Source organism: Caldimonas manganoxidans ATCC BAA-369 (genome assembly GCF_000381125.1).
Classification (GTDB): domain Bacteria; phylum Pseudomonadota; class Gammaproteobacteria; order Burkholderiales; family Burkholderiaceae_C; genus Caldimonas; species Caldimonas manganoxidans.
In genome coordinates this window covers 1-13,835 of sequence record NZ_KB905934.1, presented here as the reverse complement: position 1 = coordinate 13,835, position 13,835 = coordinate 1, and the positions used below count along the sequence as shown (strand labels likewise).

The 13,835-nt window shown below is 68.2% G+C and carries 19 protein-coding genes; 16 read left to right on the top strand and 3 right to left on the bottom strand.

Translation table 11 applies throughout. From position 1 onward, the window contains the following. Position 1: 1 nt before the first annotated feature. The 3 genes from F615_RS0104905 (at position 2) to F615_RS0104895 (ending at position 3,417) form a co-directional block, all read left to right on the top strand. Complete coding sequence (locus tag F615_RS0104905) at positions 2–424, top strand: DUF6362 family protein (RefSeq protein ID WP_019560056.1); 423 nt, start codon at positions 2–4, stop codon at positions 422–424. Between the two features lie 330 nt (positions 425–754). Then, on the top strand, positions 755–2,158 hold the full coding sequence (locus F615_RS0104900; protein ID WP_019560055.1) for a site-specific DNA-methyltransferase: 1,404 nt from the start codon (positions 755–757) through the stop codon (positions 2,156–2,158). Further along, a complete protein-coding gene (locus tag F615_RS0104895) occupies positions 2,155–3,417 on the top strand; it encodes a site-specific DNA-methyltransferase (protein WP_019560054.1) in 1,263 nt (420 codons plus the stop codon). The genes F615_RS0104900 and F615_RS0104895 overlap by 4 nt, the downstream gene beginning before the upstream one ends. Here the strand turns inward: F615_RS0104895 and F615_RS0104890 are convergent. The 3 genes from F615_RS0104890 to F615_RS0104880 all read right to left on the bottom strand — a co-directional run bounded on the left by F615_RS0104890 (position 3,387) and on the right by F615_RS0104880 (position 4,643). Beyond that, positions 3,387–3,980, bottom strand: a complete 594-nt coding sequence (locus tag F615_RS0104890; protein WP_009518249.1) for a DUF3489 domain-containing protein — start codon at positions 3,978–3,980, stop codon at positions 3,387–3,389. The two genes, F615_RS0104895 and F615_RS0104890, sit on opposite strands and share 31 nt — an antisense overlap. A 97-nt stretch (positions 3,981–4,077) precedes the next feature. Beyond that, positions 4,078–4,284 (bottom strand): DUF6900 domain-containing protein, encoded by a 207-nt coding sequence (locus tag F615_RS0104885; RefSeq protein ID WP_009518248.1) that lies wholly within the window; start codon positions 4,282–4,284, stop codon positions 4,078–4,080. A 92-nt stretch (positions 4,285–4,376) separates the two neighbouring features. After that, on the bottom strand, positions 4,377–4,643 hold the full coding sequence (locus F615_RS0104880; RefSeq protein ID WP_009518247.1) for a hypothetical protein: 267 nt from the start codon (positions 4,641–4,643) through the stop codon (positions 4,377–4,379). A 109-nt stretch (positions 4,644–4,752) separates the two neighbouring features. On the opposite strand from F615_RS0104880, the gene F615_RS0104875 reads away from it, so the two are divergent. From F615_RS0104875 to F615_RS0104815, 13 genes are all read left to right on the top strand, one after another. After that, positions 4,753–5,298 carry a hypothetical protein gene (locus F615_RS0104875; protein WP_019560053.1) on the top strand — a complete coding sequence of 182 codons (546 nt, stop codon included), beginning with the start codon at positions 4,753–4,755 and terminating at the stop codon, positions 5,296–5,298. 2 nt (positions 5,299–5,300) lie between these two features. Beyond that, the gene (locus tag F615_RS0104870; RefSeq protein ID WP_019560052.1) at positions 5,301–7,262 is read left to right on the top strand and encodes a phage terminase large subunit family protein; all 1,962 of its coding nucleotides are present in this window, start codon (positions 5,301–5,303) and stop codon (positions 7,260–7,262) included. 36 nt (positions 7,263–7,298) lie between these two features. After that, complete coding sequence (locus tag F615_RS0104865) at positions 7,299–7,790, top strand: hypothetical protein (protein ID WP_009518244.1); 492 nt, start codon at positions 7,299–7,301, stop codon at positions 7,788–7,790. Next, positions 7,790–8,182 carry a hypothetical protein gene (locus tag F615_RS0104860; protein ID WP_019560051.1) on the top strand — a complete coding sequence of 131 codons (393 nt, stop codon included), beginning with the start codon at positions 7,790–7,792 and terminating at the stop codon, positions 8,180–8,182. The genes F615_RS0104865 and F615_RS0104860 overlap by 1 nt, the downstream gene beginning before the upstream one ends. Further along, positions 8,182–8,403, top strand: coding sequence for a phage head-tail joining protein (locus tag F615_RS0104855; protein WP_019560050.1), 222 nt, complete (start codon positions 8,182–8,184; stop codon positions 8,401–8,403). Before F615_RS0104860 ends, F615_RS0104855 begins: the two co-directional genes overlap by 1 nt. After that, positions 8,403–9,890 carry a phage portal protein gene (locus tag F615_RS0104850; protein ID WP_019560049.1) on the top strand — a complete coding sequence of 496 codons (1,488 nt, stop codon included), beginning with the start codon at positions 8,403–8,405 and terminating at the stop codon, positions 9,888–9,890. Before F615_RS0104855 ends, F615_RS0104850 begins: the two co-directional genes overlap by 1 nt. 10 nt (positions 9,891–9,900) lie before the next feature. Next, positions 9,901–11,109, top strand: a complete 1,209-nt coding sequence (locus tag F615_RS0104845; protein WP_019560048.1) for a S49 family peptidase — start codon at positions 9,901–9,903, stop codon at positions 11,107–11,109. 1 nt (position 11,110) lies between these two features. Continuing rightward, positions 11,111–11,488 (top strand): head decoration protein, encoded by a 378-nt coding sequence (locus F615_RS0104840; protein WP_019560047.1) that lies wholly within the window; start codon positions 11,111–11,113, stop codon positions 11,486–11,488. Positions 11,489–11,490: 2 nt separating this feature from the next. After that, positions 11,491–12,492, top strand: coding sequence for a major capsid protein (locus F615_RS0104835; RefSeq protein ID WP_009518238.1), 1,002 nt, complete (start codon positions 11,491–11,493; stop codon positions 12,490–12,492). Then, positions 12,492–12,770 carry a head-tail joining protein gene (locus tag F615_RS0104830; RefSeq protein ID WP_009518237.1) on the top strand — a complete coding sequence of 93 codons (279 nt, stop codon included), beginning with the start codon at positions 12,492–12,494 and terminating at the stop codon, positions 12,768–12,770. The genes F615_RS0104835 and F615_RS0104830 overlap by 1 nt, the downstream gene beginning before the upstream one ends. Positions 12,771–12,780: 10 nt before the next feature. After that, positions 12,781–13,206 (top strand): hypothetical protein, encoded by a 426-nt coding sequence (locus F615_RS0104825; protein ID WP_009518236.1) that lies wholly within the window; start codon positions 12,781–12,783, stop codon positions 13,204–13,206. A gap of 7 nt (positions 13,207–13,213) precedes the next feature. Further along, complete coding sequence (locus F615_RS0104820) at positions 13,214–13,426, top strand: DUF7210 family protein (protein WP_019560046.1); 213 nt, start codon at positions 13,214–13,216, stop codon at positions 13,424–13,426. A gap of 2 nt (positions 13,427–13,428) precedes the next feature. Further along, positions 13,429–13,835 (top strand): phage tail tube protein (locus tag F615_RS0104815; protein WP_019560045.1); only part of this gene is annotated, 407 nt, incomplete at its 3' end.

Genomic DNA, 13,835 nt, shown 5'->3' with positions numbered 1-13,835 from the left:
TGTGGCCCGCAACCACTGGACGATTGAGGACGTGGCAGCCCGCTTCGAAGAGGCCGCCAGCACTGGGCGACGCCTGCCCCCGGTGCGGGTACAAGGCTATTTCAACACTTGGCCGGCCTTCGTCCGCCAAGAGTGGGAGGCATTCGCAGCCGACGAGAAGGTCTACCGCGCGTACCCACCGAGCCCCGAGGCCATCGACCGGATGCTGGAGACGATGCGCTGGGTGCAGTGGCTGGAAGTCGAGCAGCGCCACCTGGTTTGGATGCGGGCCAAGCGCTACGGCTGGCGCGACATCACAATCCGCTTTGCCTGCGACAGGACGACTGCATGGCGGCGGTGGCAGAAGGCCTTGCAGACAGTAGCCGACCATCTCAACCGCCACATCGTCAAGGGATCGTGTTTGAACGCGAATGGGCGTGGATAGGCTGTCATGCGCTGCCATTGGCAACCAGCAGCGACTTTTGCCCCTGCAACAACGCAGGCCGATCAGGGGTAGTATTTCAGCTATCTTCTGGACAGCAGTGACGGTCGAGGAAGCCGCCCGGACATCCACGGGTCCTTCCTGGCCCAAGCGCGATGCGGGGGGCGCGAGCGCGGCATCGCCCTAGCGTCAGGGCGCCAAGCAGGTTACCACCCGGCCAGGTTACCGGTCCCGGTTACCACCCCGCAGAACGGTCACCGCCTCACCCGAACCCGAACTCACATGACCCGCCCGGCGGCAAGGCCCGGCGGGTTTTGCTTTTGGACTTCTCCCTTGAACACGCTGCACGTCGAGTACCGCAAGGTCGAGGCGCTGATTCCCTACGCGCGCAACCCGCGCACGCACACCGAGGCGCAGATCGCCAAGATCGCCGCTTCCATCGCGGAGTTCGGCTTCACCAACCCGATCCTGGTCGATGGCGCAAACGGCATCATCGCCGGCCACGGCCGAGTGCTGGCTGCGCGCAAGCTGGGGATGACCGAAGTTCCGGTCATCGAACTGGCGCACCTGACCCCGGCGCAAAAGCGCGCCCTCGTCTTGGCCGACAACCGCCTGGCGCTCGATGCGGGCTGGGACGAGGAACTGCTCGCGCTGGAACTGGCCGAGTTGTCGGAAGCCGGCTACGACCTGGCGCTCACCGGGTTCGACGGATCCGAGATCGAAGCGATGCTCGCCGAGGCGGCGGTCGATGACCAATCTGAGCCCGAAGCCGAGTCGCCGGACGCTGCAGACGACGTACCCGAGGCCCCGATCGTGCCGGTCTCCCGCACCGGCGACCTCTGGGTGCTCGGCCAGCACCGCCTCATCTGCGGCGATGCCACCGACCGGGACGTGGTGGCTGCGCTGATGCAGGGCGAGACGGCTGCGTTGTGCTTCACCTCGCCGCCCTACGGCAACCAGCGCGACTACACCACCGGCGGCATTGCCGATTGGGACGGCCTGATGCGCGGCGTCTTCGCCCATCTGCCGATGGCAGACGACGGCCAGGTGCTGGTGAACCTCGGCCTGATCCACCGCGACAACGAAGTGATCCCGTACTGGGACGGGTGGATGGCCTGGATGCGCCAGCAGGGCTGGCGGCGCTTCGCGTGGTACGTCTGGGATCAAGGTCCGGGGATGCCCGGCGACTGGCAGGGGCGGCTGGCGCCTGCCTTCGAGTTCGTCTTTCACTTCAACCGCACCAGCCGCAAACCGAACAAGATCGTGCCGTGCAAGTTCGCCGGGCAAGAGACCCACCTGCGCGCCGATGGGTCATCGACGGCGATGCGCGGCAAAGACGGCGAAGTGGGCGGCTGGACCCATGCCGGCCAGCCCACGCAGGACAAGCGCATCCCCGACTCGGTGATTCGCCTGATGCGCCACAAGGGCAGGATTGGCCAGGGCATCGACCACCCGGCCGTGTTCCCGGTGGCGCTGCCGCAATTCGTGATCGAGGCGTACACGGATCCCGGCGACGTCGTGTTCGAGCCCTTTGGCGGCAGCGGCACGACGATGCTGGCCGCCGAGCGCACCGGCCGCGTCTGCCGCAGCGTGGAGATCGCGCCGGAGTACGTGGACGTGGCCATCGAGCGCTTCCGGCAGAACCACCCTGGCGTGCCGGTGACGCTGGCCGCCACCGGCCAGTCCTTCGAGGAAGTGGCGGCCGAGCGGCGGGCGACGGAGGCAGTCCCGGCATGAGCGCGTCGTGGCTGGCCGAGCGGATCGAGCAGTGGCCGACCGCCCAGCTCATCCCCTACGCCCGCAATGCGCGCACCCACTCCGAGGAGCAGGTGGCGCAGATTGCGGCTTCCATCGCCGAGTTCGGCTTCACCAATCCGATCCTGGTAGGCAGCGACGGGGTGATCGTCGCCGGACACGGGCGGCTCGCGGCCGCCCGCAAGCTCGGGCTGGAGCGGGTGCCGGTGGTCGTGCTCGATCATCTGACGCCGACCCAGCGCCGGGCGCTCGTGATCGCCGACAACCGCATCGCGGAGAACGCCGGCTGGGACGAGCAACTGCTGCGCATCGAGCTGCAAGACCTGCAGGCCGAGGGCTTCGATCTGGACCTGACCGGCTTCGACGCCGACGCGCTGGCCGAACTGATCGCGGGCGACGAGCCAGACTTTGAGGGCCAGACCGATGAGGACGCGGTGCCCGAGGTCGGCGAGACGCCCATCTCACGCCCCGGCGATGTCTGGATCATGGGCCCGCACCGGCTGCTGTGCGGCGACGCGACCCTGGCCGAGAGCTTTGAGCGGCTGATGCAAGGCGCGGTGGCGGACATGGTGTTCACCGATCCGCCATACAACGTCAACTACGCGAACTCAGCGAAAGACAAGCTGCGCGGCAAGGACCGCGCCATCCTCAACGACAACCTGGGTGACGGCTTCCACGACTTCCTGCTGGCGGCCTTGAGGCCCACCATCGCTCACTGCCGCGGCGCGATCTATGTGGCCATGTCCTCCAGCGAGCTGGACGTGCTGCAATCGGCCTTTCGCGCCGCCGGCGGCCACTGGTCCACCTTCATCATCTGGGCCAAGCACACCTTCACGCTGGGCCGCTCCGACTACCAGCGCCAGTACGAGCCGATCCTCTACGGCTGGCCGGAAGGGGCGAGTCGCCACTGGTGCGGCGACCGCGACCAGGGCGATGTGTGGCAGATCAAGAAGCCGCAGAAGAACGACTTGCACCCAACGATGAAGCCGGTGGAACTCGTCGAGCGGGCGATCCGAAACTCGAGCCGCCCTGGTGATGTCGTACTGGACCCCTTCGGTGGCTCGGGCACGACGCTGATCGCCGCGGAAAAGTCCGGCCGCATCGCCAGGCTGATCGAGCTCGATCCGAAGTACGTGGACGTGATCGTGCGCCGGTGGGAGGACTTCACCGGCCAGCAAGCCACCCGCGAGGCGGATGGCGTGGCGTTCGATCAGGCGGCGTCCTGCTCGATGATCCTGTAGACGCGCTCGCCGCCCTGGGGCTTGTCCGACGCGATGCTCAGGCCCAGTTTCTTCTTGAGCGCTCCGGCCAGGGCGCCGCGCACGGTGTGCGCCTGCCAGCCGGTGACGTCCATGATCTGACGAATCGTGGCGCCCCCAGGACGTCGCAGCATCGCGATCACCTGCGCCTGCTTGCTGTCGGCGCGGGTGCGGCGCGGCGCATCGTCCTTCGCCTGCGTCCACGTGGCTTCGGCAGCGGTCACGGCCGCCTCCAGCTCGGGATCGCTCGCAGCGGTTGCCTGCTCCGCGTTGGCGATGATCCGATCGAGCTGGGCTTCGAACGAGCCCACGCGCGATGTCTTCGCGCCCGGGCGTGGCAGCCCCAGGACGGCGTAGCCCTCGGCGGCGACGAACCAGTCGGTCCCCGCGGGGGCGATCAGGGCACGGTTGGCGAGGCCGTCCAGCACCTTCTGGCGGGCGCCGCCCTTGATGTGCTCGGGGAACCAGTCGATCTTGCCGCCGCTGTGCTCGATGGCGTAGGCCAGGATGGCGTGCTGGGTCGGGGTCAGGGCGATGGTGGTCATGGGCTTGCTCCTTCGCAGGGGTGGATCGGGTGACGGGATGAACGCGCTGTTCGGGGCCCAAGCCAAGCGTTTCGTGCTTGGCTTCGCCGCCTTCCGGTCAGTCCTGGGCGACGTCCGGTCCCGAGGCTTTGTGGCGAGACGTCCCGGCTTCGACTCCTGCCTGGAAGGCCGCTTCCAGTGCGTCCTTGAGGCACCACACCGCCAGGTCGTGGAAATCCAGGCTGTCCGAGTGGCGGGTTTGCAAGGTCTCGATGCCGAGATGCTGCTGGGCGATCTGGGTCAGGAGGGTGTCGATGGGGTGCATGGCGGGTTCCTCTCGGTGTGGTTGGCGTGACGTGATGAACGCGCTGTTCGGCAGTGAAGCCAAGCGCTTTCTGCTTGGCTTCACGCGATGAGTCAGGCCTTGCGCAGCACCGCGATGCCGGCTTGCGCGAGTTCCAAGGCCGCGGCATGGAACGCCATCTCGCCGATCCAGGGGGCGGCGCGGGCGTCGTCGAGCAACTGGTCGATGACCGGCCTGGCCTTGGCGCGCATCGCCGCGCAGGCGGCCTCCAGGTCGTCGCGGCTGGCGGCCGCCACCTCGGTGCGGCAGCTGCGCACCAGGATGGTCAGCGCCGCTTCGGCCAGCTTCGTGGCCAGGGTATCGAGAGTGTTGGCGTTCATCGGGGATCCTTTCGATGGTGGGTTGGCGTGACGTGATGAACGCGCTGTTCCCGATGGAAGCCAAGCTCGATCTGCAGGAATGACGAACAAATGATCGAAGAAGGCAACGATGGGACTTTCCATTCGCGCCTACGCGCGCCACCGGGGCGTGTCGCACGTGGCCGTGAAAAAGGCCATCGACACCGGCCGGATCACGCCGCTGCCCGACGGCACGATCGACCCCGAGACGGCCGACGCGCAGTGGGCGCGCAACACCGTGCAGCCTCGGCGAACGCCTGAAGCGCAGAAGTTCGATACCAAGAAGCCGCAGGCCCGGCCCGAGCGCGAGATCCCCGACCCCGTCCCCCCGCCGTTGCCCAGCGGCGGCACGTCGTTGCTGCAGGCGCGCACGGTCAACGAGGTGCTCAAGGCCCAGCTCCACAAGGTGGAGCTGGCGCAGCGCAAGGGCGAGCTCGTCGACCGCGCGCAGGCGGTGGCGCATGTGTTCAAGCTCGCGCGCAGCGAGCGCGATGCGTGGCTGAACTGGCCGGCGCGCATCTCGGCGCAGATGGCCGCACGGCTTGGCGTCGATCCCCACGCGCTGCACGTGGCGCTGGATGCGGCCGTGCGCGAGCACCTGCAGGAACTGGGCGAACTGCGGCCACGCGTGGACTGACGATGATCGAGTACGACGGCGCCGACGCGATCGAGCGCGCCTGGCGCGAAGGGCTCACGCCCGATCCGCCGCTGACGGTCTCCGAGTGGGCCGACCGCCACCGGGTGCTGTCCAGCAAGGCCTCGAGCGAGCCGGGGCGCTGGCGCACCAGCCGCACGCCGTACCTGAAGGCGATCATGGATTGCCTGTCGCCGACCTCGCCGGTCGAGCGGGTGGTGTTCATGAAGGCGGCCCAACTCGGCGCGACCGAGATGGGCTCGAACTGGATCGGCTACGTGATCCACCATGCCCCCGGGCCGATGATGGCGGTGTGGCCGACGGTGGAAATGGCCAAGCGCAACTCCAAGCAGCGCATCGACCCGCTGATCGAGGAGTCGCCGGTGCTCTCCGAACTCATCGCACCGGCACGCAGCCGGGATTCGGGCAACACGATCCTGGCCAAGGAGTTTCGCGGCGGCGTGCTGGTGATGACCGGGGCCAACAGCGCGGTGGGCCTGCGCTCGATGCCGGTGCGGTATCTGTTCCTCGACGAGGTGGACGGCTATCCGCTCGATGTCGAGGGTGAAGGCGATGCGATCTCGCTCGCCGAGGCGCGCACCCGCACCTTTGCCCGACGCAAGATCTTCATCGTCTCGACGCCCACCATCGCGGGGTCCTCGGCCATCGAACGCGAGTACGAGGCCAGCGACCAGCGCCGCTACTTCGTGCCCTGTCCGCACTGCGGCCACCGGCAATGGCTGCGTTTCGATCGGCTGCGCTGGGAGAAGGGCCGTCCGGAGACGGCGGCCTACGTCTGCGAATCCTGCGAGGCGCCCATTGCCGAGCACCACAAGACCTGGATGCTCGAGCACGGCCAGTGGCGCGCGACGGCGCAGGGCAAGACGGCGGGCTTTCACCTGTCGTCCCTGTACAGCCCGCTGGGCTGGCGCGCCTGGCGCGACATCGCCGCGGCCTGGGAGGCGGCGGTCAGCAAGGAAACCGGGTCGGCTGCGGCGATCAAGACCTTCAAGAACACCGAACTGGGTGAGACCTGGGTCGAGGAAGGCGAAGCCCCCGACTGGCAGCGCCTGCTGGAACGGCGCGAGGATTACCGCATCGGCACGGTGCCCGCAGGCGGCCTGCTGCTGGTCGGCGGCGCCGACGTGCAGAAGGATCGCATCGAGGCCTCGATCTGGGCCTTCGGGCGCGGCAAGGAATGCTGGCTCGTCGAGCACCGGGTGCTGATGGGCGATACGGCCCGCGATGCGGTGTGGCAGCGCCTGGCCGAGCTGGTCGCCGAGACCTGGACCCACGCCTCGGGCGCGGCGATGCCGCTGGCCCGCTTCGCGCTGGATACCGGCTTTGCGACCCAGGAGGCCTACGCCTTCGTGCGCGCCTGCCGCGATCCGCGTGTGATGGCGGTCAAAGGCGTATCGCGCGGAGCAGCCTTGATCGGCACGCCCACCGCGGTGGACGTCTCGCTCGCCGGCAAGAAGCTGCGCCGGGGCATCAAGGTGTATTCGGTGGCGGTAGGGCTGGCCAAGCTGGAGCTCTACAACAACCTGCGGAAGATGCCTGAGGTGGCCGAGGACGGCGCGACCCCGGTCTATCCGGCCGGATACGTCCACCTGCCCAAGATCGACGCCGAGTTCATCCAGCAGCTCTGCGCCGAGCAACTCGTCACCCGCCGCGACCGCAACGGCTACCCGGTGCGCGAGTGGCAGAAGATGCGCGAGCGCAACGAAGCCCTGGACTGCTACGTCTATGCCCGCGCGGCGGCCAGCGCCGCCGGGCTGGACCGCTTCGAGGAGCGCCACTGGCGCGAGTTGGAGCGGCAACTGGGGCTGCCGCCGCCCGGCGAGTCCATGCCGTCGAACGAAATGCCCATCGAACGACCTCCCGAGGCCACCCATCGAGGTGGCCTCGCTGTTTCTGCAACCCGAAACACCGGCCGGCGTGTGATCCGCAGCCCCTGGCTGCGCTGATCCCCGCTGGCCGATCTGACGCCGCAAGGAGAACCCATGAGTCTGGCCACCCGCCTCGAAAGCCTGGTCATCCGCGTCGCGCAGGAGTTCAACGACGTCCGCGCCAAGGCCGGGAATCTCGCCAACCTCACCACCACCGACAAATCCAGCCTGGTGGCGGCCATCAACGAACTGAAGGCCGCGGTGCTGGCCTCGGGCGCGATCGACGACAGCCAGGTCGCCACCACCAGCACCTACTCGTCGAGCAAGATCGTCACGCTGCTCGATGCGCTCAAAGCCGAGATCCTGGGCGGGGCCGATGCCGCCTATGACACCCTGCTGGAAATCCAGCAACTGCTGCAAAACGGCACCAGCGGCCTGGATGCCTTGCTGGCGGCGGTGAACAACCGGGTGCGCTTCGATGCGGCGCAGACGCTCACCTCGGCCGAAGCCGCGCAGGCGCGCAGCAACATCGGCGCGGTGGCCGCCAGCGATGTGGGCGACACCGACGCCGACTTCGTCGCCGTGTTCGAAGGGGCGCTGCTCTGATGAGCCTGGCCTCGCGCATCGGCGCCTTGGCCAGCCGCATCGGGATCGAGGTCCAGACCAAGATCGATGCCGGCCATCCGGGGCTGGCGCGGGCCTGGGTGTGCTTTGGCCATGTCGGCGGCCAGATCGTCGTGCGGGCCGCGCACAACGTCGCCGCGGTGACCCGCACCGCAGCCGGCCGCTACCGCGTGAGCTTCGCCAGCCCGCTGCCGGATGCGAACTACTGCTGGGTGGGTGTGGCCCGCAGCAACACCAACACGGGCACGCAGCGGCTGCTGATCGTGCGCTCGACCTTGGATGAGAAGACGCCGACGCACGTCGATGTGGGCTGCGCGACCACCGCGGCGTCCTTCGCCGACTCCACCGAAATCAACCTCGTGGTCTACCGCTGATGGCCTATACCCAAGCCCACCTCGAAGCCTTGGAAGCGGCGCTGGCCAAAGGCGAAAAACGCGTGACCTTCGGCGACAAGACCGTCGAGTACCGCAGTGTCGAGGAACTGCAGGCTGCGATCGCGGCGGTCAAGCGCGACCTGTTCGAGCAGGCCGTGGCCACGGGGCTGTGGCCGGGGGCGCCGCGGCAGATCCGCATCACCACGAGCAAGGGGTTCTGATGGCCTGGTACGCGAAGATCCGCAGTCTGTTCGGCGGGCCGCCGGTGCACGAGGCCGCCGGCCGTGGCCGTCGCTCCTTGGCGTGGATGCCCGGTAACCCCGGCGCGGTGGCGGCGATGCTGGCCACGAGCGCCGAACTGCGCACCAAGAGCCGCGACCTGGTGCGGCGCAACGCCTGGGCCAATGCCGGTATCGAGGCGTTCGTCGCCAACGCGGTGGGCACCGGCATCAAACCGCAGTCGATGGCCGAGGATGAAGCCTTCCGCGCCGACGTGCAGGCGCTGTGGCGCGACTGGACGGAGGTGGCCGACACCACCGGGCAAACCGATTTCTACGGCCTGCAGGCGCTGGCCTGCCGGGCCATGCTCGAGGGGGGCGAGTGCCTGATCCGGCTGCGCTGGCGGCGTCCGGAGGACGGCCTGATCGTGCCGCTGCAATTGCAGCTTCTCGAAGCCGAGCATCTGCCGCTGCATCTCAACACGGAACTGCCCTCGGGCAACGTCGTGCGCGCCGGCATCGAGTTCGACAGCCTGGGGCGGCGCGTGGCCTACCACCTGTATCGCTCCCACCCCGAAGATGGGCGGCTTGCGCCCATGTCGGGCCAGGGCGGGCAGGAGACGGTGCGAGTTCCGGCAACCGAGATCATGCACCTCTACCGCGTGCTGCGCCCTGGCCAGATCCGCGGCGAGCCGTGGCTCGCGCGCGCGCTGGTCAAGCTCAACGAGCTGGACCAGTACGACGACGCCGAGCTCGTGCGCAAGAAAACCGCGGCGATGTTCGCCGGCTTCATCACGCGGCTTGCTCCCGAGGACAACCTGATGGGCGAAGGCGTGGCCAACGATGCCGGCATCGCGCTGGCGGGGATGGAGCCCGGAACCTTGCAGATTTTGGAGCCGGGCGAGGACGTGAAGTTCTCCGATCCGGCCGATGTGGGCGGCAGCTACGGCGAGTTCCTGCGCGCGCAGTTTCGCGCGGTCGCCGCGGCCATCGGCGTGACCTACGAGCAATTGACCGGAGACCTCTCCGGCGTGAACTACTCCTCCATCCGCGCGGGGCTCTTGGAATTCCGCCGCCGCACCGAGGCGATCCAGCACGGCGTGCTGGTGCACCAGCTGTGCCGCCCGGTGTGGAACGCCTGGCTCGATCAGGCCGTGCTGGCCGGCGGCCTCACGGCGCCCGGCTATGCCCGCCGCCGGCGGGAGTATCTGGCCTGCAAATGGATTCCCCAGGGCTGGCAGTGGGTCGACCCCGAAAAAGAGTTCAAGGCGATGCTGCTGGCGATCCGCGCGGGCCTCATGAGCCGCTCGGAAGCGATCTCGGCCTTTGGCTACGACGCCGAGGATGTGGACCGCGAGATCGCCGCCGACAACCAGCGTGCCGATGACCTCGGCCTGATCTTCGACTCCGATCCGCGCCGCACGACCAAGGGCGGCGGCAGCGCCGAACCCAACGCACAGGCCGCCGATAGCCCTGCGCCGGCCGCCTGAAGGAACCCGCATGATCCCGTTGCCGCATCTGGCGGCGCGTCTATTTGGCGCGCCGCTGCTGATCCATCGCCCGAAACTTGAGGTCATCCTGGCCGTGCTGGGGCCGCGCATCGGTTTGGCGGATAGAGGAGCGACGCTACCGCCACCCGCTCTGCGCAGCCCGCCTGCCGCCAAGGCGGGCATCGCCGTCTTGCCGATCCACGGCACGTTGGTGCGGCGCACTGGCGGGCTGGAAGCCGCCTCAGGGCTGACCAGCTACCAGGACATCGCCGCGCAGCTGGATGCGGCGATCGCCGACCCAGCGGTCGCGGCCATCGTGCTGGACATCGACTCACCCGGCGGCGAGTCCGGTGGCGTGTTCGACCTGGCCGACCGCGTGCGTGCGGCCGCACAGATCAAGCCAGTCTGGGCGCTGGCCAACGACATGGCCTACTCGGCGGCCTACGCCATCGGCTCGGCTGCCAGCCGCCTCGTGGTTACCCGGACCGCAGGCGTTGGCTCGATTGGCGTCATCGCCATGCACGCGGATCAGTCGGTGCGCGATGCCCAGGATGGCATCCGGTACACGACCGTGTTCGCCGGCGCACGCAAGAACGACCTCAACCCGCACGAGCCGATCTCGGACGAAGCCCACGCCTTGCTCAAGCGCGAGGTGGATCGGATCTACGGCCTGTTTGTCGACACCGTGGCCCGCCATCGCGGCTTGAGCGCGGACGCGGTGCGTGCCACCGAAGCCGGCGTGTTCTTCGGACAGGACGCCGTCGCGGCAGGGCTGGCCGATGCCATCGGCACCTTCGACGACCTGCTGGCCGATTTGACCGCGGCACTTTCACCGCCGGCGACGCGTGCCTTCGCGCCGCCGGGACACCTTCACTCACCACGACTGGAGCATGTCATGAATGAACCCGGAACCCCTGCTGACCCTGGGCTTGGTGCTGATCCTGATCGCGCTGTTGGCGCGCATCCGCCGATGAGCATCGATGACGCACAGGAGATCGCCGAACTGTGCGCGCTGGCGGGCTGCCCCGAGCGCATCGCCGCTTACCTCGCCGCACGCACGCCACCCGCCCAGGTGCGCAGCCAGCTGCTGGCTGTCCGCGCCAGCGGGCAGGAGATCCACAGCCACATCGCGCCGGATGCGGCCAAGCCGAATCCCCCATCCCTCCACGACAACCCCCTGGTGCAGGCGGCCCGCGCCCGCGCCGGCAAGGAGAAGTGACATGCCCGCCATCACCGAAGGACTGAACCTGGGCGATCTTCTGAAGTACGAAGCGCCCAATCTCTATTCCCGCGACCAGGTCACGGTCGGCGCGGGCCAGAACTTGCCCCTGGGCGCGGTCGTCGGCTTGGTCACCGCCACCGGCAAGGTCAAGAGACTCGACCCATCGGCCACCGATGGCAGCCAGGTGGCCGCCGGCGTGCTGATGCAAGCCGTGGACGCCACGCTCATCGACCGCGAGGACGGGCTGATGCTGGCCCGCCACGCCATCGTCGCCGATCACGCCCTGGCGTGGCCCGCCGCCATCACCGCCTCGGAAAAGCAGGCTGCCATCGCGCAGCTCAAGAGCCTGGGCATCCTCGTGCGCAAAGGAGTCTGACGATGAACAACCCCTTCGAGAACCCCGCCTTCTCGATGTCGGCGCTGACCGCCGCCATCAACATCCTGCCCAACAACTACGGCCGCCTGGAAGAGATGGGTCTGTTCCCAGCCAAGCCGGTTCGCTTTCGCTCGGTCGCCGTGGAGGAGAAGAACGGCGTGCTCACCCTGCTGCCGACGATGCCGGTGGGCTCGCCCGGCACGGTGGCCAAGCGCGGCAAGCGCAAGCTGCGCTCGTTCGGCATCCCGCACATCCCGCACGACGACGTGGTGCTGCCCGAGGAAGTGCAGGGCATCCGCGCCTTCGGTTCGGAGACCGAGGTGCAGACCGTGGCGGCGGTGATGGCCGAGCACCTGCAGGCAATGCGCAACAAGCACGCCATCACCCTGGAGCATCTGCGCATGGGTGCCTTGAAAGGCAGCATCCTCGATGCCGACGGCACCGAGCTCTACAACCTGTTCGACTTGTTCGAGATCTCGCCCAAGGTCATCAACTTTCAGCTCGGCAACCCGGGCACCGACGTCAAGAAGAAGTGTCTCGAGCTCAAGCGCTACATGGAAAAGAACCTCATGGGCGAGCGCATGACCGGCATCCACTGCCTGGTGTCCGAGGAGTTCTTCGATGCGCTGACCAGCCATGAGAAGGTCGTCGCCGCCTACGACCGCTGGCAGGACAGCCTGGCCCTGCGCTCGGACATGCGCGCGGGCTTTACCTTCGCTGGCATCACCTTCGAGGAATATTCGGGCGAGGCCAGCGACGGCGACACCACGCGCCGCTTCATCGCCGCCGGCGAGGGCCACGCCTTCCCGCTGGGCACGGTGGACACCTTCGCCACCTACTTCGCGCCGGCCGACTTCAACGAGACGGCCAACACGCTGGGCCAGCCGCTGTACGCCAAGCAGGAGCCGCGCAAGTTCGACCGCGGCACCGACATCCACACCCAGTCCAACCCACTGCCGATGTGCCATCGCCCGGCCGTGTTGGTGAAGGTGCTGGCGTCCTGATGGACGTTGAAACGCTGTACGAAGCGGCACGCAATGCCGGACTGCTGACCGTCGTCACGGTCGCGGGCACCACGGTGCATTGCGCCTTCCGCGCCCCGGACGAGACGGTGCTCGACGGGCTGGCACTGTCGCGGGACTATCAGATCGACTACCCGGCGTCTTGGATGACGCTGGCCGTCGGGGACACGGTCGAGGTGGCGGGCAGCAGCTATCAGGTGCGCGACGTGCGCGCCATCGGCGACGGCGCCGAGCATCGCGCCTTTCTCTCCCAGCTCTGAGGAATGCCCCATGAACTCCATCCGCGAGCGCCTCTTGCGGGAGGTCGTCGCACGCTTGTCATCGGCGATTGCACCGATCCCGGTGCTGCGCATGCCGGCCGTGCCGGTTACCCGCGAGGCCAGTCCGGCGCTGCTGCTGTTCGTCGAGGGCGACAGCATCACGGCCCACGCCAACCATCTCGTCGACCGGCAGCTGTCTGTCCGGCTTGCCGTGGTGGCGCGCGGCGCGGATGCCTTCGACGTGGCCGACCGGCTGCTCACCGCGGCGCACGCGGCCATGCTCGCCGACCCGAATTTGGGCGGTTTGGCCATCGCCGTGCGCGAGATCGACTGCGAATGGGAGTTCGACGAAGCCGACGCCGGGGCCGTCGCGCTGCCCGCCCGTTACGAAATCCGCTACCGCACCCATGCCCTCGACCTCACCCAGACAGGATGACCCCCTTATGCCCAATCTCTCCATCGAACTGCTCCAACCCCACACCCACGCAGGCCAACGCCTGCCCGCTGGCGCGCGGCTGGACCTGCCCGAGACCAGCGCCCGCTGGCTGATCGCCCAGGGCGTGGCCCGGCTCGTCACGCCGGAGTCCTCGATCCCATCCCTCAAATCCTCGCGCCGTGACGGTCCTGCCGCCGCGGCAAGCTCCACGGGAGACTGACCATGGCCTACTTCTCTGGACAGGGACGCGTCTACATCGGCGCGCGCGATGCGGCCGGCAATCCGGCCGGCCTCACCTTCGTCGGCAACGTGCCGGAACTGAAGGTGTCGCTGTCGGTGGACACCATCGAGCACCAGGAGGCGCAGTCCGGCCAGCGCCTGACCGACCTGCAGCTCATCAAGACCAAGAAGGGCGAGTTCGCCTGCACGCTGGAGGAACTCATCCCGGTCAACCTGGCGCTGGCGCTCTACGGGCACAGCACTCAAGTCACGCCAGGCACGGTCACCGGCGAAGCCTTGCCCAACCCGGTCACGCCGGGGCACCTCTATCCGCTCACGATGCAAAACGTCTCGGCGGTGCAGGTGCAGGACTCGGACAGCCCGCCCAAGACGCTGCCGGCCAGCCAGTA